Source organism: Streptomyces sp. NPDC057963, from assembly GCF_042887155.1.
In the GTDB taxonomy this organism is placed as follows: Bacteria; Actinomycetota; Actinomycetes; order Streptomycetales; family Streptomycetaceae; genus Streptomyces.
The window spans coordinates 747,637-770,166 of record NZ_JBHVPX010000002.1 but is presented as its reverse complement, the minus strand read 5'-3'; the positions used below and the strand labels follow the sequence as shown (position 1 = coordinate 770,166).

At 72.5% G+C, this 22,530-nt stretch carries 18 protein-coding genes and 1 rRNA gene; 7 read left to right on the top strand and 12 right to left on the bottom strand.

What is annotated here, in order from left to right:
- From ACFVT1_RS07245 to ACFVT1_RS07230, 4 genes are all read right to left on the bottom strand, one after another.
- Window positions 1-192, bottom strand: a 16S ribosomal RNA gene (locus ACFVT1_RS07245); the annotation flags it as partial.
- Window positions 193-870: 678 nt separating this feature from the next.
- Window positions 871-1,680: a pyrroline-5-carboxylate reductase gene (gene proC, locus ACFVT1_RS07240; protein ID WP_389793320.1), complete on the bottom strand. Its 810-nt coding sequence runs from the start codon at window positions 1,678-1,680 to the stop codon at window positions 871-873.
- 92 nt (window positions 1,681-1,772) lie between these two features.
- The gene (locus tag ACFVT1_RS07235; RefSeq protein ID WP_389793319.1) at window positions 1,773-2,591 is read right to left on the bottom strand and encodes an ABC transporter permease; all 819 of its coding nucleotides are present in this window, start codon (window positions 2,589-2,591) and stop codon (window positions 1,773-1,775) included.
- Window positions 2,588-3,367: an ABC transporter ATP-binding protein gene (locus ACFVT1_RS07230; RefSeq protein ID WP_389793318.1), complete on the bottom strand. Its 780-nt coding sequence runs from the start codon at window positions 3,365-3,367 to the stop codon at window positions 2,588-2,590. The genes ACFVT1_RS07235 and ACFVT1_RS07230 overlap by 4 nt, the downstream gene beginning before the upstream one ends.
- A gap of 225 nt (window positions 3,368-3,592) precedes the next feature.
- Here ACFVT1_RS07230 and ACFVT1_RS07225 point away from each other — a divergent pair, with 225 nt between their 5' ends.
- Window positions 3,593-5,146, top strand: coding sequence for a SulP family inorganic anion transporter (locus ACFVT1_RS07225; protein ID WP_389793317.1), 1,554 nt, complete (start codon window positions 3,593-3,595; stop codon window positions 5,144-5,146).
- 97 nt (window positions 5,147-5,243) lie between these two features.
- Here ACFVT1_RS07225 and ACFVT1_RS07220 read toward each other — a convergent pair whose 3' ends face one another.
- Together ACFVT1_RS07220 and ACFVT1_RS07215 are read right to left on the bottom strand one after the other, a co-directional pair.
- Complete coding sequence (locus ACFVT1_RS07220; RefSeq protein WP_389793316.1) at window positions 5,244-5,798, bottom strand: hypothetical protein; 555 nt, start codon at window positions 5,796-5,798, stop codon at window positions 5,244-5,246.
- Window positions 5,799-5,952: 154 nt separating this feature from the next.
- Entirely contained in the window at window positions 5,953-6,297 is a 345-nt protein-coding gene (locus ACFVT1_RS07215; RefSeq protein WP_389793315.1) for an SH3 domain-containing protein, read from the bottom strand.
- 124 nt (window positions 6,298-6,421) lie between these two features.
- On the opposite strand from ACFVT1_RS07215, the gene ACFVT1_RS07210 reads away from it, so the two are divergent.
- A complete protein-coding gene (locus ACFVT1_RS07210; protein WP_389793314.1) occupies window positions 6,422-8,725 on the top strand; it encodes a serine/threonine-protein kinase in 2,304 nt (767 codons plus the stop codon).
- A 184-nt stretch (window positions 8,726-8,909) separates the two neighbouring features.
- Here ACFVT1_RS07210 and ilvD read toward each other — a convergent pair whose 3' ends face one another.
- From ilvD to ACFVT1_RS07190, 4 genes are all read right to left on the bottom strand, one after another.
- The gene (ilvD, locus tag ACFVT1_RS07205) at window positions 8,910-10,760 is read right to left on the bottom strand and encodes a dihydroxy-acid dehydratase (RefSeq protein ID WP_389793313.1); all 1,851 of its coding nucleotides are present in this window, start codon (window positions 10,758-10,760) and stop codon (window positions 8,910-8,912) included.
- Between the two features lie 202 nt (window positions 10,761-10,962).
- Entirely contained in the window at window positions 10,963-11,604 is a 642-nt protein-coding gene (locus ACFVT1_RS07200; RefSeq protein ID WP_389793312.1) for a TetR family transcriptional regulator, read from the bottom strand.
- The gene (locus ACFVT1_RS07195; protein WP_389793311.1) at window positions 11,601-12,428 is read right to left on the bottom strand and encodes a sugar phosphate isomerase/epimerase family protein; all 828 of its coding nucleotides are present in this window, start codon (window positions 12,426-12,428) and stop codon (window positions 11,601-11,603) included. Before ACFVT1_RS07195 ends, ACFVT1_RS07200 begins: the two co-directional genes overlap by 4 nt.
- Window positions 12,429-12,667: 239 nt before the next feature.
- Window positions 12,668-13,651: a Ppx/GppA phosphatase family protein gene (locus ACFVT1_RS07190; protein WP_389793309.1), complete on the bottom strand. Its 984-nt coding sequence runs from the start codon at window positions 13,649-13,651 to the stop codon at window positions 12,668-12,670.
- A 40-nt stretch (window positions 13,652-13,691) separates the two neighbouring features.
- On the opposite strand from ACFVT1_RS07190, the gene ACFVT1_RS07185 reads away from it, so the two are divergent.
- Window positions 13,692-14,534 carry a hypothetical protein gene (locus ACFVT1_RS07185; RefSeq protein ID WP_389793307.1) on the top strand — a complete coding sequence of 281 codons (843 nt, stop codon included), beginning with the start codon at window positions 13,692-13,694 and terminating at the stop codon, window positions 14,532-14,534.
- Between the two features lie 254 nt (window positions 14,535-14,788).
- Here the strand turns inward: ACFVT1_RS07185 and ACFVT1_RS07180 are convergent, their stop codons facing one another.
- Window positions 14,789-16,756, bottom strand: a complete 1,968-nt coding sequence (locus ACFVT1_RS07180) for a hypothetical protein (protein WP_389793305.1) — start codon at window positions 16,754-16,756, stop codon at window positions 14,789-14,791.
- Window positions 16,757-16,932: 176 nt separating this feature from the next.
- Here ACFVT1_RS07180 and radA point away from each other — a divergent pair, with 176 nt between their 5' ends.
- Both radA and disA read left to right on the top strand, forming a co-directional pair.
- Window positions 16,933-18,345: a DNA repair protein RadA gene (radA, locus tag ACFVT1_RS07175; protein ID WP_389793303.1), complete on the top strand. Its 1,413-nt coding sequence runs from the start codon at window positions 16,933-16,935 to the stop codon at window positions 18,343-18,345.
- 80 nt (window positions 18,346-18,425) lie between these two features.
- On the top strand, window positions 18,426-19,550 hold the full coding sequence (gene disA / locus ACFVT1_RS07170; protein ID WP_327368154.1) for a DNA integrity scanning diadenylate cyclase DisA: 1,125 nt from the start codon (window positions 18,426-18,428) through the stop codon (window positions 19,548-19,550).
- Window positions 19,551-19,760: 210 nt separating this feature from the next.
- On the opposite strand, the gene ACFVT1_RS07165 is transcribed toward disA, so the two are convergent.
- The gene (locus ACFVT1_RS07165) at window positions 19,761-20,579 is read right to left on the bottom strand and encodes a hypothetical protein (protein ID WP_389793301.1); all 819 of its coding nucleotides are present in this window, start codon (window positions 20,577-20,579) and stop codon (window positions 19,761-19,763) included.
- Window positions 20,580-20,751: 172 nt separating this feature from the next.
- Between ACFVT1_RS07165 and ACFVT1_RS07160 the strand changes: the two genes are divergently transcribed.
- Together ACFVT1_RS07160 and ACFVT1_RS07155 are read left to right on the top strand one after the other, a co-directional pair.
- Entirely contained in the window at window positions 20,752-21,426 is a 675-nt protein-coding gene (locus tag ACFVT1_RS07160; RefSeq protein ID WP_389793299.1) for a phosphatase PAP2 family protein, read from the top strand.
- A 145-nt stretch (window positions 21,427-21,571) separates the two neighbouring features.
- Entirely contained in the window at window positions 21,572-22,474 is a 903-nt protein-coding gene (locus ACFVT1_RS07155; RefSeq protein ID WP_389793297.1) for an A/G-specific adenine glycosylase, read from the top strand.
- The last annotated feature ends 56 nt before the right edge of the window (window positions 22,475-22,530 follow it).

The window sequence follows — 22,530 nt, the reverse complement described above, 5'->3', positions numbered from 1 at the left end:
TCCCATGCGGGACAGAGTGTTATCCGGTATTAGACCCCGTTTCCAGGGCTTGTCCCAGAGTGAAGGGCAGATTGCCCACGTGTTACTCACCCGTTCGCCACTAATCCACCCCGAAAGGCTTCATCGTTCGACTTGCATGTGTTAAGCACGCCGCCAGCGTTCGTCCTGAGCCAGGATCAAACTCTCCGTGAATGTTTTCCCGTAATCGGGACAACACAACACGAGAGCGGGACAATCAGCCGGAATAAGACCGATCATCCACAGCGTCCTCGCTGTGTAATTGCCTACCAGCACCCGCTAGGGCCCGGCAGGACTTTCAAAGGAACCACCAACCTGCCGAAGCAGGCCGGGGTATCAACATATCTGGCGTTGACTTTTGGCACGCTGTTGAGTTCTCAAGGAACGGACGCTTCCTTTGTACTCACCCTCTCGGGCTTTCCTCCGGGCTTTCCCTTCGGTCTTGCGTTTCCGACTCTATCAGACTCTTTCGTGTCCGATTCCCGGTCGAAGCGGGGTTGCTTTCCAGTTCTTCGCTTTCGCGTTTCCCTTTCCGGCGAGTCCGACTCTATCAGATCCTTTCGGGCCTGATTCCCAGTCAGCGGGATTTGCCTTCCCGGCCGTTGGGCCGTTCCGACGAGTGAGACTTTAGCGGAATCCTGGGCCCCGACGCTAATCGGGGTCGCGCTCCTTCGAACGCGGATTCCTCATTTCGCAAATACGCACAGAAAGTCGGGCGACAGATGTCGCTGACCGGACGTGGTTGTTGCGGAATGGCTGTCCGGGGACCGACCGGGGTCGGCGCTCACGTCGGACAACTCGGAGAACCTTACGGATGTGGGCGTGTCGTGTCAACCTCCGGCCGGGCAGCCGTCAGCCGTTGCCGGTGGCGAGTTCGCGGCTGCGGTCGCGGGCGGCTTCGAGGGCGGCGATGAGGGCGGCTCGTACGCCGTGGTTCTCCAGCTCGCGGATGGCGCTGATGGTGGTGCCGGCCGGGCTGGTGACGGCCTCGCGGAGCTTGACCGGGTGTTCGCCGCTGTCGCGGAGCATCACGGCGGCGCCGATGGCGGCCTGGACGATCAGTTCATGGGCCTGGACGCGGGGCAGGCCGAGCAGGATGCCCGCGTCGGTCATCGCCTCGACGAGGAAGTAGAAGTACGCGGGGCCCGAACCGGAGAGGGCGGTTGCCGCGTCCTGCTGGGACTCGGGCACGCGCAGGGTCTTGCCGACGCCGCCGAAGATCGCCTCGGCGGTGGCGAGGTGTTCGGTGGTGGCGTGGCTGCCCGCGGAGATGACGGACATGCCCTCGTCGACGAGGACGGGGGTGTTCGGCATGACGCGTACGACCGGGGTGCCCGCGGTGAGGCGGTCCTCGATGAAGGCGGTCGTGATGCCCGCGGCGGCGCTGATGACCAGGCGGTCGGCGGTGACGTGTGCGGCGAGCTCGTCGAGGAGCCGGCCCATGTCCTGGGGCTTGACCGCGAGGATGAGGATGCCGGCGCGCTTGGCGGCCTCGGCGTTGGTGACGGATTCGACGCCGTAGCGGCTGTGGAGTTCCTCGGCGCGCTCGGAGCGGCGGGTGGTGACCAGCAGGTCCGCCGGGCGCCAGCCTGCCCGGATCATCCCGCTGAGCAGGGCCTCGCCGATCTTCCCGGTGCCGAGGACTGCAACTGTCTGGGTCATGCGGTTCACCCTCCGGGCGGTGCTCTCGGTTCTCGGTGCGTCGTGCTGACGGTGCTCGGTGCTCGTGTCCGTCATCCTCGCACCGGGGCCGGTCAGGCGGTACGTCGGCGGAGCGTGGCCGCACCGAGGGCGAGGACGAGGAGCGCGCAGCCCGCGACGACCAGGATGTCTCGGACGAAGTCGCCGGTGACGTCGGTGTGGTGGAGGACCTCGTTCATGCCGTCGACCGCGTACGACATGGGCAGGAGGTTCGAGATCGCTTCGAGTGCGGGTGCCATCCGGTCGCGTGCGATGAACAGTCCGCAGAGCAGGAGCTGCGGGAAGATCACGGCCGGCATGAACTGGACGGCCTGGAACTCGGACGCGGCGAAGGCGGAGACGAAGAGGCCCAGTGCCGTGCCGAGCAGCGCGTCGAGCAGGGCGACGAGGAGCAGCAGCCACGGGGAGCCGGTGACGTCCAGGCCGAGTGCCCAGACCGAGAGCACGGTGGCCAGGAGGGACTGGACGACGGCGACGGCACCGAAGGCGAGGGCGTAGCCGCCGATCAGGTCGCCCTTGCCGAGCGGCATGGCGAGAAGGCGTTCGAGGGTGCCCGAGGTGCGTTCGCGCAGGGTGGCGATCGAGGTCACCAGAAACATCGTGATCAGCGGGAAGATGCCGAGGAGCGAGGCGCCGATGGCGTCGAAGGTGCGGGGGCTGCCGTCGAACACGTACCGGAGCAGCGTGATCATCACGACCGGGATCAGGAGGAGCAGCGCGACGGTGCGCGGGTCGTGGGTCAGCTGGCGCAGGACGCGGGCGGCGGTGGCGAGGGTGCGAGCGGGGCTCAGGGGCGGTGCGGCGGCCGGGCGGGAGAGGGGGTCGGGGGTCGCGTGCGTGCTCGGGGAGCCGGGGGTCGCGTGCGTGCTCATCGGGCGGGCTCCTGACGGACGGCGGCCTGGTCGACGGACTTGTCGACCAGGTGGAGGAATGCCTCTTCGACGGTCGCGGCGCGGGCGGCGGTGCGCAGGGCCTCGGGGGTGTCGTCGGCGAGGATCTCGCCCCCGCGCATGAGGAGCAGGCGGTGGCAGCGCTCGGCCTCGTCCATGACGTGCGAGGAGACGAGGAGTGTGGTGCCACGGTCGGCCGCGAGGGAGTGGAAGAGGTTCCACAGGTCGCGGCGGAGCACCGGGTCCAGGCCGACGGTCGGTTCGTCGAGGACCAGCAGTTCGGGGGTGCCGAGCAGGGCCACGGCGAGGGAGACCCGGGTGAGCTGGCCGCCGGAGAGGGTGCCGGCGAGGGCGTCGGCGTGGTCGGCCAGGTCGACCTCGGCGATCGCGCGGGTGACGGCGGCCCGGCGTGCGTCGCGGAGTCGGCGGCCCGGTCGGAGGATCGCCGCGAAGTAGTCGAGGTTCTGCCGGACCGTCAGGTCGGTGTAGACGGAAGGCGCCTGGGTCACGTAGCCGATCCGTGGGCGGAGGGTGGGGTGGCCCGCGGGGCTGCCGAGCACGTCGAGGGTGCCGGTGACCTTGGCCTGGGTGCCCGCGACGGCTCGCATCAGGGTGGATTTGCCGCAGCCGGAGGGGCCCAGGAGGCCGGTGATTCTGCCGGGTTCGACGGTGAAGTCGAGGTCGCGCAGGACGGTGCGGTTGCCTCGTACGACGGTGAGGCCGCGGGCCTCGACGGCGGGGCCCGAGGAATTCATCATGCGATGAATTTTGATGCCGGCGTGTTCCTCCGTCAAGGGGCGCGGGGGACGGGGGGCGTGATCGGACGGGGGCGTTCCACCTCTTTGCGCTTCCGTGACCCTCAGTCGGTTCCGGATCCGGGCCGGGCATTCGACTTCCGTAAAGGACAATGAATTTCACCGTCCCTCGGTATCCACGCATCTCCCTGTCCATGACGTGTCCGTCAGTCGATGGAGGTGCTTCCCGTGCGTCGTTTTCCGTACCGCTGCCCGAGCTTCCGGCCCTTTCCGGTTTCGCGGGCCGACCTGGCCGCTTCGCTCGTCGTCTTCCTGGTCGCCCTGCCGCTGTGCGTGGGGGTGGCCGTCGCCTCCGGTGTGCCGGCCGAACTGGGGCTGATCACCGGGATAGTCGGCGGGCTCGTCGCGGGCCTGCTCCCGGGCAGCAGTCTGCAGGTCAGTGGGCCCGCCGCCGGACTGACCGTGCTCGTCTACGAGGCGGTGCACAGCTATGGGGTCGGCACCCTGGGGGTGCTGGTGCTGGTCGCCGGGCTGGTGCAGGCGGGGCTGGGGGTGCTGCGGCTCGGGCGGTGGTTCCGGGCCGTGTCCGTGGCCGTGGTGCAGGGGATGCTCGCCGGGATCGGCCTGGTGCTGGTCGTGGGGCAGCTGTACGTCCTCGCCGACGTGACGGCGCCCGGGACCATGGGGCAGAAACTCGGCGGGCTGCCGCGGCTGGCGCTCGGTACGGGGGTGACGGGCAGCGCGGTCGCCGTCGGGGCCGGGGCGCTCCTCGTGCTCACGCTGTGGCCGAAGTGGCGGCGGGCCGCCCGGCTGGTGCCCGCGCCCCTGGTCGCGGTGGGCCTGGCGGCCGGGGCGGCCTGGCTGCTCGACCTGCCCGTGCGGCGAGTGGCCGTGAGCGGGCTGCTGGACGCCGTGCGGCCACCGGGGCCCGCGGACTGGGCACGGCTCACGGAAGTGGGCGTCGTCGGCACCGTCGTCGCGTTCGCGCTGATCGCGTCGGCCGAATCGCTGTTCAGCGCGGCAGCCGTGGACCGGCTGCACGACGGCAGGCGGACGGACTACGACAAGGAGCTGATCGCGCAGGGGGCCGGCAACGCGGTGTGCGGGCTGCTCGGCGCGCTGCCGATGACCGCGGTGATCGTACGCAGCGCGGCGAATGTCCGGGCCGGGGCGAAAACGAAGGCGTCGCGGGTGCTGCACGGGGTGTGGCTGCTGCTCTTCACGGCTGTGCTGCCGGGCGTGCTCGGGGTGATTCCGGTGGCGGCGCTGGCGGCGGTACTGCTGCATGCGGGCCTCAAGCTCGTTCCCGTACGGGCACTGGTACCGCTGTGGCGTGAGCATCGCGGGGAGGCGGTGGTGCTGGCGGTGACGGCGGGGACGATCGTGGCGACGAGTCTCTTCGAGGGGGTGCTGGTGGGGCTGTTGCTGGCCGTCGCCAAGACCGCCTGGGACATCTCCCATGTGCACATCGAGACGCAGGAGCAGGCGCACGAGCAGGGCGGCGACGCGGTGCTGCGGGTGCGGGTCGCGGGCCACGCCACCTTCCTGCGGCTGCCGAAACTGCTGGACGCGCTGGACGGCCTGCCGCACGACCGGGTCGTGGTGCTCGACCTCGGCGGGCTGCACCACACCGACCACGCGTGCGCCGCGGCCTTGGAGGGCTGGGCCGCGGAGCGTGAGGCACGCGAGGCGCTGCGGCGTGCGGATCGGGAGCGGGACGGGGGCGAGGGCGGGGACGGGGACGGGCCGGGACGGATCGCCGCGCTCAGGTCGACCACGTAACCCACCGCGGCCGTGCCGGAGGTGTTTACGGGGCGGCCGCGCTCGTGGAGCTCGTGGAGCTCGTGGAGCTCGTGGAGCTCGTGGAGCTCGTGGAGGTCTACTTGCGCTTGGGGCGCTTGCCCTTCGTGGTCTTGCGGGCGGCCGGGTTCCCGGTGCGGGCCGACCGGCGCTTCGCGTAGCGGGCCAGAGCCGTCTCGTACTCCGTGCGGCGCAGCTGCTCGCCCGGTGCCTCCTTGAACGTGCGGAGGAAGTACGCGATCAGCGAGCCGACGAAGCCGATCGTCTTGAGGCCGCGCAGGTTCGCCTCGCGCACCGGATCGGCCGGGCGGCGGCTGAATCCTTCCCATGTCTTGCGGAAGGCGACGGCACTGCAGATGGCAAACATCAGGACGACCAGGATCCCGACGAGGTTGCCGACGTCGGCGATCTCCAGCCCCTGGAAGGCGAAGCGGAGGACGAAGCAGGCGGCGACCGCGGCGGCGAGGGAGCCGATCGCGGCCCCGGCACGTCGCAGCCCGTAGCCCCCGTCGTGGTCGACCCAGGTCGTACCGAAGAAGAGCAGGGGCTCGGGCTGCGGACCGGGCGTGGTGGAGCCGGGCGGATCGCTGCCGGACGGATCGCCGGCGCCGGGGGCTTCGCTGTTCTCGCTCACGAGGTCGATTATCCCCGGGCGGGTCAAGGACCCGGTCGCGGCTCCGGTCGCGGTCCCGCGGCGGCTCCGGTCACCGCCGCGGCTCCCGTCGCCTCGCCGTGCCGGTCGCCTCGCCGTGCCGGTCAGTCGCTGTGCCGGCCAGTCGCAGCGCCGGTCAGTCGCAGCGCGGGGCGATGTAGCCGTCGCTGCCCGTGTGGACGTAGGCGTCCGCCACGAACTGGCCGTTGGCGATGTTGTCCCACACGTTCGAGGTGCCGTACGGGCCGGTGACCCGCTCCCCCGGCTTCTGGCAGTAGACCGGAACCTTCACTCCGTACGGCAGTGTCCTGACGATGCCGTACTTGGTGCCCGGTCCCGTGCGGACGTTGACGCGGTAGCCCGGTGCGATGGGGTACCTGGTGACGTCGTCGGAACCGGCGAGCGCGGCGACGCCCTCGGCCGCGTCGGCGGTGTCCGTGGCGCTGTCGGTGGCGCTGTCGGTGTGCTCTTCCATGGCCATGGAGGCCCTCCCCCGTTGAGAGACGGTGTGTACGACGCGCAGGCTACAAGCCCCCTCCGTATCGCACGCACCATCGACTAGGCTCCGTGCGTCGCGCTTGCGGACGAACACACGGGGGTGGGCGATGCCGCCGCTGCGAGGTACCGGAGCCAATCCGGAAGCGGAGCATCCGGAGTACGCCGGTCAGTACCGCCTTGAGGCATGTCTCGGCGCGGGCGGCATGGGTGTCGTGCACCTGGCGCGATCCACGTCGGGGCTGCAGCTCGCCGTCAAGGTGGTGCATCGGCATTACTCCCAGGACCCCGAGTTCAGGGCCCGTTTCCGGCAGGAGGTCGGGGCCGCGAGGCGGGTCAGCGGGGCCTTCACGGCATCGGTCGTCGATGCCGACCCGGACGCGGCACGACCGTGGATGGCCACCCTGTACGTACCCGGCCCCACACTCTCCGACCAGGTGAAGCGGAACGGTCCGCTGGCCCCCGCCGAACTCCGCAGGCTGACGGCGGGACTGGCCGAGGCGCTGCGCGACATCCACCGGGCCGGGGTCATCCACCGCGACCTCAAGCCGAGCAATGTGCTGCTCTCCGACTCCGGGCCCAAGGTCATCGACTTCGGGATCTCCCGGCCGTACGACAGCGATCTGCGCACCGAGACGGGCAAGCTGATCGGCTCGCCGCCGTACATGGCTCCCGAGCAGTTCCAGCGGCCGCGCGAGGTCGGGCCCGCCGCGGATGTGTTCGCCCTGGGCGCCGTGCTCGTCCACGCGGCGACCGGCCGGGGACCCTTCGACTCGGACAGCCCGTACATCGTGGCCTACCAGGTGGTGCACGACGAGGCGGATCTGGCGGGCGTGCCGGCGGATCTGGCGCCGCTGATCGGGCAGTGCCTGGCGAAGGACCCGGCGGAGCGGCCCACTCCGGACGACGTCATGGCGGCGCTGCGCCCTCCTTCGTACGACGCAGCCGCGTTCATACCGTCACAGCGGAGGCCGGGCGCCGTCGAGTACGAGGCCGCGGCAGTGCCGGGGGCCGGGCAGAAGCCTGGGACGGGCACGGCGCCGGGGCCTGAGTCGACGCCGGAGCCGGGAATCGCGGCTCGGGCGGATGCGGACACGCATGTACGCGCGGGTGCGGTGGCGGGGACCGGGCGGGTGAGCGCGGACCGGCGCGGCAAGCGGCGGTGGGCGGCAGCCGCTGCCGCGCTGCTCGTCATGGGTGCCGGTGGTGTGTGGGCGGCCGGTGTGGTGGGCGATTCGGGTGAGCCGGGCGGCTCCGGTGGGCCGGGCGGGGCGAAGGGCCCGGGGGAAGCGGTCGCGCCGTGGCGTACGCCGCTGCTGTCGTCGGGCACCTCGACACCGGCCTGCTTCTCGGCGGGCGGTGGCGGCGGCAGCGGCAGCGGCAGCGGCAGCGGCAGCGGCAGCGGCGAAGGAGCGTCCGGCCGGTCCGGTGCGCTGTACTGCACCGCGTCCGGTATCGGTGCCGCCCGGTTGGACCCCGCGGACGGCCGGGTGCTGTGGTCCCGCCGCGCCGCCGGGAAGACCCCGCCGGCCGGCGTGGTGTCGGTCTCCGGCGACCTGGTGCAGACGGCGGTGCCGGGCGGGAAGCTCCGGGCGTACGACCCCGCCAAGGGCGAGCAGGTCTGGCAGGCGGATCTCTCCCTGTACCTCGGCACCCCCTTCGCCGCGGGTGGCACGCTGCTGCTGGTCGCCGAGGACGGCACGGCCGAAGCACTCGACGCGGGGACCGGCGTCTCCCGCTGGCGGCATGCGCTCACCGGGCACCGGCGCCCGGACTTCGCGCTGTACGACGACGCCTCGGGGCTGGCCTACGCGTTCGAGCACTCGGCCTACGGGTCCACCACGCTGGTCACGGCCGTCGACCCGGCGACCGGGCAGGTGGCCTGGCAGCGGCGGCTGGACGGGATGCTCACCCCGGTGGGGACCTCGGACGGTGCACTCGTCCTGACGTCCATGAACGGGGACACCCAGACCGTCGGGCTCGTCCGCTACGACCCGGAGCGGAGGCGCGTCGCCCGGGTGGCGCTGCCGTTCCGGATGAACGAACCGGAGGTCGTGGTGGGCGGGGACACCGCCTATCTGCTGGCGCACGGCGGGACGCTGGTCGCCGTCGACACGCGTCCGGCCGGCGGCGAAGCCGTTCTCTGGCAGCTGGAGACCGCTGCCGGACGGACGTCGGCACCCGTCCTCGCCGGTGGGAACCGGCTGTACTTCTCGGCGGCGGACGGGCGGCTGCTCGCCGTGGACACGGCGCGCGGAACGCTGCTGGGGCAGACGAGTCCCCGGCTCCGCGACGGGAAACTCACGTACGCCTCCACGCTCCCCGCCCCTGTCGCCGCGGGCCGGACCGTCTTCGGGACCGCACCCGACGGGTCCGTGTTCGCCGTCGACGGGCAGGACCCCGCACGCTGGTGAGAGCGGGGTCCGCCCGGGGCTCCTCGGTCCGGGCGTCCCGGGGCTCCTCGCTCAAGTCCGCCCGGGACCTCCCGGCCGGGTCCGCCCAGGACTTCTCGCTGGGGGGCCGCCCGGCGCTCCTCGCCCGGGTCGTCCCGTTCGGCCGCTGGTCAGGCGTGGTTCCAGCCGAGGGGCCGGGCCCGGTTCAGCCGAGTTTGGACACGTCCCGCACCGCGCCCCGGTCCGCGCTCGTCGCCATCGCCGCGTACGCGCGCAGCGCCGCGCTGACCTTGCGGTCGCGGTTCTTCGGCGCGTAGACGCCGTTCAGCGCGTCGCGGCGGGCGGTCAGCTCGGCCTCGGGGACGAGCAGCTCGATCGAACGGTTCGGGATGTCGATCCGGATCCGGTCACCGTCCTCGACCAGCGCGATCGTGCCGCCCGACGCGGCCTCCGGCGAGGCGTGGCCGATGGACAGTCCCGACGTACCGCCGGAGAAGCGGCCGTCGGTCACCAGGGCGCAGCTCTTGCCGAGGCCGCGGCCCTTGAGGAAGGACGTGGGGTAGAGCATCTCCTGCATGCCGGGGCCGCCGCGCGGGCCCTCGTAGCGGATGACGACGACGTCGCCCTCCTTGATCTCCTTGCGGAGGATCTTGTCGACGGCCTCCTCCTGCGACTCGCAGACGACCGCCGGGCCCTCGAAGGTCCAGATCGACTCGTCGACGCCCGCCGTCTTCACGACGCAGCCGTCCACGGCGAGGTTCCCCTTGAGGACCGCGAGGCCGCCGTCCTTGGAGTACGCGTGCGCCAGGTCGCGGATGCAGCCGCCGGCCGCGTCCAGGTCGAGGGTCTCCCAGCGCTCGGACTGCGAGAAGGCGGTCGCGGAACGGACGCATCCGGGGGCCGCGTGCCACAGCTCGACGGCCTCCGGGGACGGGGAGCCGCCGCGGACGTCCCAGTTCTTCAGCCACTCGGCGAGGGAGCCGGAGTGCACCGCGTGCACGCCCTCGTCGAGCAGGCCGCCGCGGTGCAGCTCGCCGAGGATGGCGGGGATGCCGCCGGCCCGGTGCACGTCCTCCATGTAGTACGTGCCGCCGGGGGCCACGTTGGGCGCGACCTTCGCCAGGCAGGGGACGCGGCGCGAGACCTCGTTGATGTCGTCGAGGTCGTAGGAGAGCTCGGCCTCCTGCGCTGCGGCGAGCAGGTGCAGGATCGTGTTGGTCGAGCCGCCCATGGCGATGTCGAGCGCCATGGCGTTGTCGAACGCGGCGCGGGTGCCGATGGAGCGCGGCAGGACCGTCGCGTCGTCCTGCTCGTAGTAGCGCCTGGTGATCTCGACGACCGTGCGGCCGGCCTCCTCGTACAGCGCCTTGCGGGCGGTGTGCGTGGCGAGGACGGAGCCGTTGCCGGGCAGGGAGAGGCCGAGGACCTCGGTCAGGCAGTTCATCGAGTTGGCGGTGAACATCCCGGAACAGCTGCCGCAGGTGGGACAGGCGTTCTCCTCGATGCGGAGGATGTCCTCGTCCGAGACGTTCTCGTTGACGGCATCGCTGATCGCGTTGATCAGGTCGAGCTTGCGGACCGTGCCGTCGACGAGGGTGGCCTTGCCGGCCTCCATCGGGCCGCCGGAGACGAAGACCGTGGGGATGTTGAGGCGCATCGCGGCCATCAGCATGCCGGGGGTGATCTTGTCGCAGTTGGAGATGCAGATCAGCGCGTCCGCGCAGTGCGCCTCGACCATGTACTCGACGGAGTCGGCGATCAGGTCGCGGGAGGGGAGGCTGTACAGCATCCCGGCGTGGCCCATCGCGATGCCGTCGTCGACGGCGATCGTGTTGAACTCGCGCGGCACGGCGCCCGCGGCCTTGACGGCGTCGGAGACGATCCGGCCGACCGGGGCCAGGTGGGTGTGGCCGGGGACGAACTCGGTGAAGGAGTTGGCGACCGCGATGATCGGCTTGCCGATGTCCTCGCTCGCTACGCCCGAGGCCCGCATAAGGGCGCGGGCGCCCGCCATGTTGCGGCCGTGGGTGACAGTGCGGGACCTCAGCTGGGGCATCGTCTCTCGCTCCTTCGACATAAAAGACTGTCTCCGAGCGTACGCCTCCGGCTCCAAGATCTGGACACGGTGTCCGGTATGCGGGACGGGGTGCTCGCTGGGTGGGCCGGGCGGAGGGCGGGCACGGGCGGTGCCGCGCGGGTCGCCGCGCGGGGCGACGGTGCGGGGCGACGGTGCGGTCAGGGTCGGGGCGACGGTGCGGTCAGGGTTCCGCCAGGTAGCGCTGCAACGTCGGTGCCACCATCTCGACGATCTTCTCGGGGGGTGCCGAAGCCAGCGGTTCCGCTCGCACGACGTAGCGCAGCATCGCGATCCCGAGCATGTGCGAGGCGGCCAGTTCCGCGCGGAACGTCGCGTCCGGTACGTCAAGTGCCTCCGCGACGCGTTCCAGGAGGCGGCGCAGGACGAAGCCGCGGAGGACGTTCGCCGCCGCCTCGTGCGTCAGCGCGGAGCGCATGATCGCCAGCAGGGGGGCCCTGGACGCCGGGTTCTCCCATACGGCGATGAAGTAGCCGGCCAGCCGCTCCCCCAGGCCCTCCGTGCCGCCGCCGAGAACGGCCGGGATCACCAGGGCCGGCTCGAAGGAGAGCTCGACGGCCGCCGCGAAGACCTCGTCCTTCGTACCGAAGTAGTGGTGGACGAGTGCGGAGTCGACGCCCGCCGCCTTGGCGATGCCCCTGATCGACGTCTTGTCGTAGCCGCGCTCCGCGAACTCGGTGCGGGCCGCCTCCAGGATCCGGGCGCGGGCGTCGGGGCCGGTGGTCCCGGCCTTGCGGGAGGGCCGGCCGCGGCGCCTGGGGGCGGGGTCCGCGGGGACCTCGTCGTCGGTGCGGCCGCCGGTCACGGACGCGGTGCTCCGGCGGAGGACGACGCCAGGTGGAGCCGGGTGAAGGCCAGCGCCTCCGCCAGGTCGGCCTCGCGTTCGGCGGTGGACATGGCGCGACGGGTGTTGACCTCGATGACGACATGGCCGTCGAAGCCGGTACGGGCCAGGTGTTCCAGGAGTTCGGCGCAGGGCTGGTCGCCGCGGCCGGGCACCAGGTGCTCGTCCTTGTTGGAGCCCTTGCCGTCGGCGAGGTGGATGTGGGCGAGCCGGTCACCCATCCGGTCCACCATCGCCATGCCGTCCGTGCGGGCCGTCGCGGTGTGCGAGAGGTCCACGGTGAAGTGCCGGTAGTCGTCGTTGGTGACGTCCCAGTCGGGGGCGTACGCCAGCATCTCGCGGTCCCGGTAGCGCCAGGGGTACATGTTCTCGACGGCGAACCGCACATCGGTCTCGTCCGCCATGCGCCAGATCCCGGTGACGAAGTCGCGGGCGTAGTTGCGCTGCCAACGGAACGGCGGGTGGACGACGACGGTCGTCGCCCCGAGCTTCTCCGCGGCGGCACGGGCCCGCTGGAGCTTCACCCATGGATCGGTGGACCAGACGCGCTGGGTGATCAGCAGACAGGGCGCGTGGACGGCGAGGATCGGCACCTGGTGATGGTCCGAGAGCCGTCTCAGGGCCTCGATGTCCTGGCTGACGGGGTCGGTCCACACCATGATCTCGACACCGTCGTAACCAAGACGCGCGGCGATCTCGAAGGCCGTCGACGTCGACTCCGGGTAGACGGAAGCCGTCGACAGGGCGACCTTCGCATCCGGGATGCGCACCACTGGTTCTGCCACTGGGACAGCGTACGGGCAGTGGTACGCCCCGCCGAGGGCTCCGGGCGGAAAGTGAGAAGGGCCATGGCAGGCTTCCGGCCACCTCCGCGGGGCGGTCCGGGGCGGGATGCCGCCCCTCGGCGCGGCTGCTTGCGCGCGGCACGGGCGCTCCCCGGCTGCCGCATCGGCCGCAGCCGGTTCAGAGGCTGCTTGCGCGCGGCGCGGGCGCCGCTCCCTCTGCGCGGGCGCCTCCCGCGCGCTCAGCGCGACGCGGCCCGCTCCGTCGGCTCCGTCGGCTCCGTCGGCTCCGTCGGCTCCGTCGGCAGATGGTCCAGACGGCGCAGGATGACGCCCTCGCGCAGCGCCCAGGGGCAGATCTCCAGTTCGTCGACCCCGAACAGATCCATGGCCCCCTCCGCAACCAGCGCCCCGGCCAGCAGCTGCGCGGCCCGGCCCTCGGAGACGCCGGGCAGGGCGGCCCGCTGCTCGACGGTCATCGCGGCCAGCTTCGGCACCCACTCCTCCAGTGCCTTGCGGGTGAGGGCGCGCTGCACGTACAGGCCGTCGGTGGAGCGTGCGGCGCCCGCCATCCTGGCGAGCTGCTTGAAGGTCTTGGAGGTACCGACGACATGGTCGGGGCGCCCGAGGCGGGTGAACTCCCCGACGCTCCGGGCGATCCGGGCCCGGACATGGCGGCGAAGCGCCTTCACGTCCGCCGGGTCCGGCGGATCGCCCGGCAGCCACCCGGCGGTCAGCCGGCCGGCCCCGAGCGGCAGCGACACCGCCGCGTCCGGCTCCTCGTCCATGCCGTACGCGACCTCCAGCGAGCCGCCGCCGATGTCCAGCACCAGCAGCCGCCCCGCCGACCAGCCGAACCAGCGGCGGGCGGCGAGGAAGGTGAGCCGGGCCTCCTCCGCGCCGCTGAGAACGGCGAGGTCGATGCCCGTCTCGTCGCGCACCCGGGCCAGCACCTGGTCGGCGTTGCCGGCCTCCCGCACGGCGGACGTGGCGAAGGGCAGGACGTCCTCGCACCCCTTGTCCTCGGCGGCCTGGAGCGCGTCGGCGAGCGTCTCCACGAGCCGGTCCACACCGTGGGGGCCGATCGCACCGTCCTCGTCGAGGAGCTCGGCCAGGCGCAGCTCGGCCTTGTGCGAGTGCGCGGGCAACGGCCGGGCGCCCGGGTGCGCGTCCACCACCAGCAGATGCACTGTGTTCGAACCCACGTCGAGGACTCCGAGTCTCATACCCGGAACGCTACCGGGGCGGCGGACTTACCCTTGGCGCGTGCCAAAGACGAAAAAGGCGAAGCCGGGCAAAATCACGAAGAAGCAGAGAACGAAGCAGGAGATGCAGCAGCAGGAAGCGAACGGACCGATCCGGTCCGAAGACGAAACGGGAATCGACTTCGCACGCGCCTGGGTCGAGTTCCCCGACCCCGCGGACGACGAGCAGGTCTTCCGCTGCGACCTGACCTGGCTGACCTCCAGGTGGACCTGCATCTTCGGCAGCGGCTGCCAGGGCATCCAGGCGGGGCGTGCGGACGACGGGTGCTGCACGCTGGGCGCGCACTTCTCGGACGAGGACGACGAGGAGCGGGTGGCGGGCCACGTCGAGCGGCTGACTCCCGAGCTGTGGCAGTTCCACGACGTCGGTACGGAGACGGGCTGGGTCGAGGTCGACGACGACGGGGAACGCCAGACGCGGCGCTGGAAGGGTTCGTGCATCTTCCAGAACCGTCCCGGGTTCGCGGCGGGCGCGGGCTGCTCGCTGCACATCCTGGCGCTGCGGGAGGGCAAGGAGCCGCTGGAGACCAAGCCGGACGTCTGCTGGCAGCTGCCGATCCGGCGTACGTACGACTGGATCGACCGGCCCGACGACACGCGCGTGCTCCAGGTCTCGATCGGCGAGTACGACCGCAGGGGCTGGGGTCCGGGCGGTCACGACCTGCACTGGTGGTGCACGTCGGCGACGTCCGCGCACGGGGCCGGGGAGCCGGTGTACGTCTCGTACCGGCCGGAACTCGTCGAGCTGATGGGCAAGAAGGGCTACGACCGGCTGGTCGAGCTGTGCGAGGAGCGCCTGTCCTCGCTGCTGCCGATGGCACCGCACCCGGCGGATCCGGCGTGACAGCTGCCGCGGCGTGACGACTGCCGTGGTGTGACAGCTGCCGCACCGGGGTGGCTGCCGTGGTGTGACGACTGCCGTGGTGTGACGACTGTCCCGGTGTGACGGCTACCGCGGCAGGGTGGCGGCGCCCGCTCCGTGCGGGGAAACCCTCCTGCGCGTCGCCCGCCGGCGCGCGACGCGGCACCGGCCCGGCGCCCCGTGGCCGCCGGGCGCCGCCGGGCGCCGCCGGTCCTGCGGGCGTTCTGCCCCGGTCTTCAGCTCCTCGGCGGGGAACCGCCCGTACCCGCGCCCGGGTCGCTGGGCGTCGACGGGCCGGTCGGGTCCGGGGACGGTGTCGGACCGGTCGGCGTCGGCGCGGGGTCCGTGGAGCCCGTCGGGTCGGGGCTCGGGTCGGCCGGCCGGGTGGGGCCCGGCGAGGACGACGGCTGCGACGGTACGGACGGACCCGAAGGGGCGGGCGGACCCGAATGCCCCGGGCCGCCGGGGGACGGTGCCGCCGCCCCGTGCCCCCGGACCGCCACGACCGACCCCGACGGGGCCAGGGCGATGCGCGCGCTCCAGGAACCGGCGGGTTCCCGCAGACGGTCCACGAGGACGCGGATCGTGGTGCTCCCGCCCGCGGCGAGCGTCCCCGAGGTGCTGCTGAGGCGCAGCCAGGACGTGTCCGCCCGTGCCGACCACGCGACCGGTGCGCCGCCCGGGGCGGTCAGGCGGACCAGTGCCGTGCCGCCGGACGAGCGGGCCTCGACGGTGAACCCGCCCATGCCGCCCCGCGCCGGCCCGAAGCCGATCACCTCGGCCGAGACGTCCGGGCCGCGGCCGTCCTCGAAGGGGGCGCCGGGCTGGGAACGGACGTTGCCCGCGTTCTCGTAGTGGCCGTCCGGGGTGCCGTCGGGGCCGTGGCCCGCGTCCGTCCCCGTCGCGGTGACCGAGGAGCCCTCGTGGCCCTCGCCGGTCTGCGGCGCGCCGCGGTAGGCGGTCCACAGCGCGATCACCGGGGCTGCGACGACCGTCGCCACCACCGTCGTCGTCACGACCCTGGCGCGCAGCCGGTCCCGGCGTGCGGCGCGGTCCTTCGGGTCCATGGGGAAGCCCGCCCGGTCGAAGCGCGGGCTGCCGGACCGGTTCCGCCGGGCGTGCGCCATCGCGACGTACGCGGACGGCCGCGGCGCCGCGACGACCGGCAGCGCGGCGGCCGGGGTGACGGCCGCGCCCGGCCACGGGCCCCGGGCCCCGGCCCGCTCGGCGGCCCGGCGACAGCGGGGGCAGTCGTCGACATGGCGGACGAGTTCGCGGCGCAGGGTGGCGGAGAGCAGGACGCGGCGGTCGCCGGTGAGCCGGGCGATGGTGGGGCAGTTGCCGGTCTCGACGACGGCGAGGGCGGCGCGGGTGCGTTCCACTTCGCAGGCCGCGGCGGCCAGGAGCTCGCGGGCGGTCGCGGGTTCGAGGCCCAGGACGGAGGCGACGGCGCGCGGGGCGAGACGGTGGCGCACGGCGAGTTCGAGCGCCTCGCGCTGTTCGGGGGTGGTGCCCGCGGCCTCCGGCCAGGCCAACTGGGCGAGTTCGCGGCGGTGCGCCTCGGCGGCGGCCCCGGGCTCGCGGGTGGGGGCGGGGGTCCGGCCCGCCGGGGCGCCGCCCGGCGTGAAGCCGGCCGACGGCTTCACGCCGGCGGCGGGGGGCGTACGGCGTCCCGCGCGCGCCCCCTGGGTGGCCGGCCCGCTCGGCTGCTTGCCCGGAGGGCCGCCCGCCGCCCGCTTCGTCTCCCGTTCCCGCTGGGCCGGCTGGCGTCCCGGCTGCTTGGCCTGCTGCCCTCCCGGCAGCTTCCCCCCGGCCTTGCGGCGGTGCGCCCGACGGCCCTGCCCCTGCTCGGCGAGCCTGCGCAGACACATCCATCTGGCCAGCGCGTACAGCCAGGATTTACGTTCCTCCTCGCCCTCCGGGCACCGGCCGTCCTGCCGTTCCGCGATCGCGAGCACACCGCCGAGCGCCTCGGTGGCGGCCTCGTGGTCGCAGAGCACGGAGAGGCAGTAGGTGAAGAGGCCGTCGAGATGCGGCTCGTCACGTGCGGGAGGCTGCCGCGGCGAAGGCTGCGTCGAGGAGTGGGGCGCACGGCGCCACGTCCGGTGTGCGCCGGTGGTGTGCGTGGGGTGCTCCAGTCTGCTGCTCGTCACCCGGCGACCGTAGGCAGCGCAGAGCACGCCTTTAGCGCCCCTTGAACACATTTAATCCTTACGGGTGAACGTATCGCTCAAAAGGGGACAGGAATCCCGGATTCATGGGCCGGAATACCTGGTTCCGGCGGATGTGCCCGGTCCGTCGGCGGACGTCGGCGCGCGCCGGGCGCCGCCCGCGGACCGCGCCCGGCGGCACTGTCGGTCCCCACCTATACGGTTGCGCCATGGCTGCCCGTACGAAATCCGCGAAGGACCGGCCGTCCTACCGCTGCACCGAATGCGGCTGGACGACCGCCAAGTGGCTCGGCCGCTGCCCCGAATGCCAGGCGTGGGGGACGGTCGAGGAGTTCGGCGGCGCCCCCGCCGTGCGGACCACCGCGGCCGGCCGGGTCAGCAGCGCCGCGCTCCCCATCGGCCAGGTCGACAGCCGGCAGGCCACCGCCCGGTCGACCGGCGTCGGCGAGCTGGACCGGGTGCTCGGCGGCGGTCTCGTCCCCGGCGCCGTCGTGCTGCTCGCGGGCGAGCCGGGCGTCGGGAAGTCGACGCTGCTGCTGGATGTCGCCGCCAAGGCGGCGAGCGACGACCACCGCACCCTCTACGTCACCGCCGAGGAGTCCGCGAGCCAGGTGCGCCTGCGCGCCGACCGGATCCAGGCGATCAACGACCATCTGTATCTCGCCGCCGAGACCGATCTGTCCGCGGTCCTCGGCCATCTGGACGCCGTCAAGCCGTCGCTCCTGGTCCTCGACTCCGTGCAGACCGTCGCCTCGCCCGAGATCGACGGGGCGCCCGGCGGCATGGCACAGGTCCGGGAGGTCGCCGGTGCCCTCATCCGGGCCTCCAAGGAGCGCGGCATGTCGACGCTCCTGGTCGGCCATGTCACCAAGGACGGGGCGATCGCCGGGCCGCGGCTGCTGGAGCATCTCGTCGACGTGGTGCTGTCCTTCGAGGGCGACCGCCACGCCCGCCTCCGGCTCGTACGGGGAGTCAAGAACAGGTACGGCGCGACCGACGAGGTCGGCTGTTTCGAGCTGCACGACGAGGGCATCACCGGCCTCGCCGACCCGTCCGGGCTGTTCCTCACCCGGCGCGACGAGCCCGTCCCCGGCACCTGCCTGACCGTCACCCTGGAGGGCAAGCGCCCGCTCGTCGCCGAGGTGCAGGCGCTGACGGTCGATTCCCAGATCCCCTCGCCCCGGCGCACCACCTCGGGGCTGGAGACGTCCCGGGTGTCGATGATGCTGGCCGTTCTGGAGCAGCGCGGCCGGATCAGCTCGCTCGGCAAGCGGGACATCTACAGCGCGACCGTCGGCGGGGTGAAGCTCTCCGAGCCCGCCGCGGATCTCGCGGTCGCGCTGGCACTGGCCAGCGCCGCCAGTGACACGCCCCTGCCCAAGAACCTGGTGGCGATCGGCGAGGTGGGCCTGGCGGGCGAGGTCAGACGGGTCACGGGGGTCCAGCGCAGGCTGGCCGAGGCGCACCGGCTGGGCTTCACGCACGCGCTGGTTCCGGCCGACCCGGGGAAGATCCCGGCCGGTATGAAGGTCACAGAAGTCGCCAACATGGGCGATGCTCTGAGCGTGCTCCCGCGCCGGTCTCGCGCACAGGCCCCGCAGGAGGAGAGCGCACGCCGGTAGACTTTGCCCTGGTCTCGCCCGTCCGTACGAACGGTATGAGTGACGTAAGGGCACCGCAAACCTGTGACCGGAGGAGTGCAGTGGCAGCCAGCGACCGGGCAGCATCGCCCGGAAAGTCCGGCCAAGGCACCGGTAACGAGGCGCTGATGCGCGCCTCGTTGAGCGCCGTCGCGCCCGGAATGGCGCTGCGGGACGGCCTGGAGCGCATTCTCCGCGGCAACACCGGCGGACTGATCGTGCTCGGCATGGACAAGACCGTGGAGTCGATGTGCACCGGCGGATTCGTGCTGGACGTGGAGTTCACCGCGACGCGCCTGCGTGAGCTGGCCAAGCTCGACGGGGCGCTGATCCTCGACAAGGACATGACCAAGATCCTGCGGGCCGGCGTGCAGCTGGTCCCGGACGCCTCCATCCCCACCGAGGAGACCGGCACCCGCCACCGCACGGCGGACCGGGTCTCCAAGCAGTGCAACTTCCCGGTCGTCTCCGTCTCCCAGTCGATGCGTCTGATCGCGCTGTACGTGGACGGGGAGCGCCGGGTCCTGGAGGAGTCCGCCGCGATCCTCTCCCGCGCCAATCAGGCGCTCGCCACCCTGGAGCGGTACAAGCTCCGGCTCGACGAGGTCGCGGGCACGCTCTCGGCGCTGGAGATCGAGGACCTGGTGACGGTCCGGGACGTGACGGCCGTCGCGCAGCGGCTGGAGATGGTCCGCCGGATCGCGACCGAGATCGCGGAGTACGTGGTGGAGCTGGGCACCGACGGCCGGCTTCTCTCCCTCCAGCTCGACGAGTTGATCGCGGGCGTCGAGCCGGAGCGTGAGCTGGTCGTGCGCGACTACGTGCCGGAGCCGACCGCCAAACGGTCCCGCACGGTCGCCGAGGCGCTGACCGAACTGGACGCGCTCTCCCACACCGAACTGCTCGAACTCCCGGTGGTGGCAAGGGCGCTGGGGTACAGCGGCTCACCGGAAACACTGGATTCGGCGGTCTCGCCGCGCGGCTTCAGGCTGCTGGCGAAGGTGCCGCGGCTGCCCGGGGCGATCATCGACCGGCTGGTGGAGCACTTCGGTGGCCTGCAGAAGCTCCTCGCCGCCAGCGTGGACGACCTCCAGACGGTCGACGGGGTCGGCGAGGCGCGGGCGCGGAGCGTCCGCGAGGGCCTGTCGCGGCTGGCCGAGTCGTCGATTCTCGAACGCTACGTGTAGCCGTGCCGCGCGGGGCCCGGGAGACCGGGCCCCGCGGCGTTTCCGGGACCGCCCCCGCCCGCCGGCCCGCACCCCTCGGCCCTTCGCGATCCGGCCCTCCGTGACGCGGCTCTTCGCGACTCAGCCGTCCGTGGCTCAGCCCTCCGCGATTCGCCCCCTCACGACTCGGCCCCTCACGACTCGGCCCTTCGCGACTCAGTCCTTCGCGACTCAGTCCTTCGCGAGGACGAACGAGGCCCGCTGCACCGGCTCGCCCGGCGACTTCGCCTCGACCAGGTACGTACCGGGCCCGGCGGTTCCCGACGGCGTCGTCGCGCACTGCGGGACGCTCTTCTTCCGGTCCCACTCCACGGTGTGGACGACGGTCGCACCCGCCGGAACCTTCAGCAGCAGGCTGCCGGCGTTGCGCGGGCAGTCCTTGGAGGACCACACCTGGTTGTCGTCGCCCCCCGCCTCGGTGATGGTGAGCACCGCGCTCTTCGGCCCGAAGTCGGCCTTGCAGGTGGTGGACGAGGTGTTCCTGGCGACCAACCGGAACTTCGGCTTCTCGCCGGGGCTGTAGCTGAGCTCGGTCTTCAGGCTCAACTGGAGTGCGTCGGCCGCGCAGTTGGGAAGCGGTGAGTCCGCCGGGACCTGCTGACCGGTCGCCGCGCCGCCGCCGCTCGCGCCACCTGCTCCGGCGCCCGTGGCGCTGCCGGCGCCCGTACCGTCGCCGCCACCGCTCGCGCCGCCGGAGCCCGCGCCCGTACCGGTGGCGTCTCCGTCGCCCCCGCCCGAGTCGCCCGACTCGTCGCGCCCGCCCGGCTGTTGGCCGATGGCCGGGCCGGACGGGGTGGGGCCGGGGGTGATCTCGCGCACGGGACCCGATCCGCCGGGCCGGGAGTCGTCCGTGTTCGTCTTACCGCCGCCGGAGGTGACGGCCCATGCGATCAGCAGCACGAGCAGCGCGACCAGCGTCGCCGCCACCGCCCTCCGTCGCCAGTAGATGGTGGAGGGAAGCGGCCCGATCGGATTACGCAAAGATCCCACGACACAAACTGTACGAGAGATCGGCGCCGACTCCCGCCCCACCCGCCGCCCGGACCCGAAGTTTTGCGGATCATCATCCCGGTTCGGCCTGTTCGGGCCCGTACTTCCGCCGGATCGGGCCCCCGGAATCGCCGAAGGTGACCACTGGGTTTCGTTGACTACCCTCTGTCACATGGATAGTTCAGCTACTGCGTCGCTCTACCGGGACATCACCGACTTCGCTCATGACATGCCGTCATGGGTGCAACACGTGGCCGAGACATGGACGGAGCTCGGCCTCCTGGTCTTCGGCGTTCTGTTCGTCACCGGCTGGTGGCGTGCCCGCCGGGCGGACGAGGCCGCCCTGGCGCTGGCGGTGCTCGCGCCCCTCGCGACGGCCTTCGCCTATGTGGTCAGCGAGGTGTTCAAGTCGATGGTGGACGAGGAACGGCCATGCCGGACGGTCGTCGGGGCGGCGGCCTCGCTGGTGCCGTGTCCGCCGACGGGCGACTGGTCGTTCCCCAGCAACCACTCCGCGATCGCCGGAGCGGCAGCCGTCGCCCTGGCGATCGCCCGGCCCCGGCTGGCCTGGCTCACCGTGCCCCTGGCCCTGCTGATGGCCTTCTCCCGGGTCTTCGTCGGGGTGCACTACCCGCACGACGTGGCGGTCGGCCTGCTGCTGGGTGCCGCGGTGTCGGCCGCGGCGGTCGCCGTGCTGTACCGGCCGGCCCGGTCGCTCGCCCGAACGGTACGGGGCAGCGGGGCGCCGGTGGCGGCCCTGGTGTCGGGGCCGGGGCCGAGTACGGGGACGGCGGTCCGGTCCCGGCGGCGGAGCGGGGGATCACGGCGGCGGCACGGACGGGACTGACGCCACCGGGGGAGTCCCCTTGGGCCGGTTGCCGGATTCCGGGGGGACAGACGGGTGGCATTATCACCCCAAGGGCCCCCAGGAGGAGCGACACCACCGTGCGCGGAGCCCTCGTCTGCGCTTCCGTGCCAGGATCGTGGGTGCGATGACTGCCATGACTGCGACACAGACGCCCCCCGCCTCCCTCCATGCTCCCGTCATCGGGTGGTTCGAACAGCACGCCCGCGATCTGCCCTGGCGCCGTCCCGAAGCGGGCGCCTGGGGTGTGATGGTGAGCGAGTTCATGCTGCAGCAGACCCCCGTCAGCCGGGTCCTCCCGGTGTACGAACAGTGGATGGCCCGCTGGCCGCGCCCGGCGGACCTGGCTGCCGAGCCGCCCGGTGAGGCGGTCCGTGCCTGGGGCCGGCTCGGCTACCCCCGCCGCGCGCTCCGCCTGCACGGAGCCGCGCAGGCAATAACGGAACGGCACGGCGGCGACGTACCGAGCGAGCACGGTCAGCTGCTCGCCCTGCCCGGGATCGGTGAGTACACCGCGGCGGCGGTGGCCTCGTTCGCGTACGGGCAGCGCCATGCCGTACTCGACACGAACGTCCGCCGGGTGTTCGCCCGCGCCGCGACCGGCATCCAGTACCCGCCGAACGCGACCACCGCCGCCGAGCGCAAGCTCGCCCGCGCGCTGCTCCCCGAGGAGGACGAGCGGGCCGCCCGCTGGGCCGCCGCGACGATGGAGCTCGGCGCCCTCGTCTGCACCGCCAAGAACGAGGACTGCACCCGGTGCCCGATCGCTGGGCAGTGTGCCTGGCTGCTGGCCGGGAAGCCCGCCCACCAGGGGCCCCCGCGGCGTGGTCAGACCTACGCCGGCACCGACCGGCAGGTGCGCGGGCGGCTGCTCGCCGTGCTGCGCGAGGCCGTGACGCCGGTGCCGCAGTCGGCACTGGACGCGGTGTGGGACGAGCCGGTGCAACGGGCTCGCGCACTGGACGGACTGGTCGCGGACGGCCTCGTCGAACCGCTGGCCGACGGCCATTACCGGCTGCCGCTGAGCTGACCCCGCGGCTCCTGGCTCCGCCGCTGTTACACAACTGATGGACAGCCGTGCGTCGG

Excerpts from the sequence above, each read along its gene's own strand:
- radA (WP_389793303.1), top strand. The coding sequence starts at position 16,933 with ATGGCTGCCCGTACGAAATCCGCGAAGGACCGGCCGTCCTACCGCTGC.
- ACFVT1_RS07215 (WP_389793315.1), bottom strand. The coding sequence starts at position 6,297 with ATGGCCATGGAAGAGCACACCGACAGCGCCACCGACAGCGCCACGGAC.
- ilvD (WP_389793313.1), bottom strand. The coding sequence starts at position 10,760 with ATGCCCCAGCTGAGGTCCCGCACTGTCACCCACGGCCGCAACATGGCG.
- ACFVT1_RS07235 (WP_389793319.1), bottom strand. The coding sequence starts at position 2,591 with ATGAGCACGCACGCGACCCCCGGCTCCCCGAGCACGCACGCGACCCCC.
- ACFVT1_RS07155 (WP_389793297.1), top strand. The coding sequence starts at position 21,572 with ATGACTGCCATGACTGCGACACAGACGCCCCCCGCCTCCCTCCATGCT.
- ACFVT1_RS07230 (WP_389793318.1), bottom strand. The coding sequence starts at position 3,367 with ATGATGAATTCCTCGGGCCCCGCCGTCGAGGCCCGCGGCCTCACCGTC.
- ACFVT1_RS07180 (WP_389793305.1), bottom strand. The coding sequence starts at position 16,756 with ATGTGTTCAAGGGGCGCTAAAGGCGTGCTCTGCGCTGCCTACGGTCGC.
- proC (WP_389793320.1), bottom strand. The coding sequence starts at position 1,680 with ATGACCCAGACAGTTGCAGTCCTCGGCACCGGGAAGATCGGCGAGGCC.
- ACFVT1_RS07160 (WP_389793299.1), top strand. The coding sequence starts at position 20,752 with ATGGATAGTTCAGCTACTGCGTCGCTCTACCGGGACATCACCGACTTC.
- ACFVT1_RS07190 (WP_389793309.1), bottom strand. The coding sequence starts at position 13,651 with ATGAGACTCGGAGTCCTCGACGTGGGTTCGAACACAGTGCATCTGCTG.
- ACFVT1_RS07210 (WP_389793314.1), top strand. The coding sequence starts at position 6,422 with ATGCCGCCGCTGCGAGGTACCGGAGCCAATCCGGAAGCGGAGCATCCG.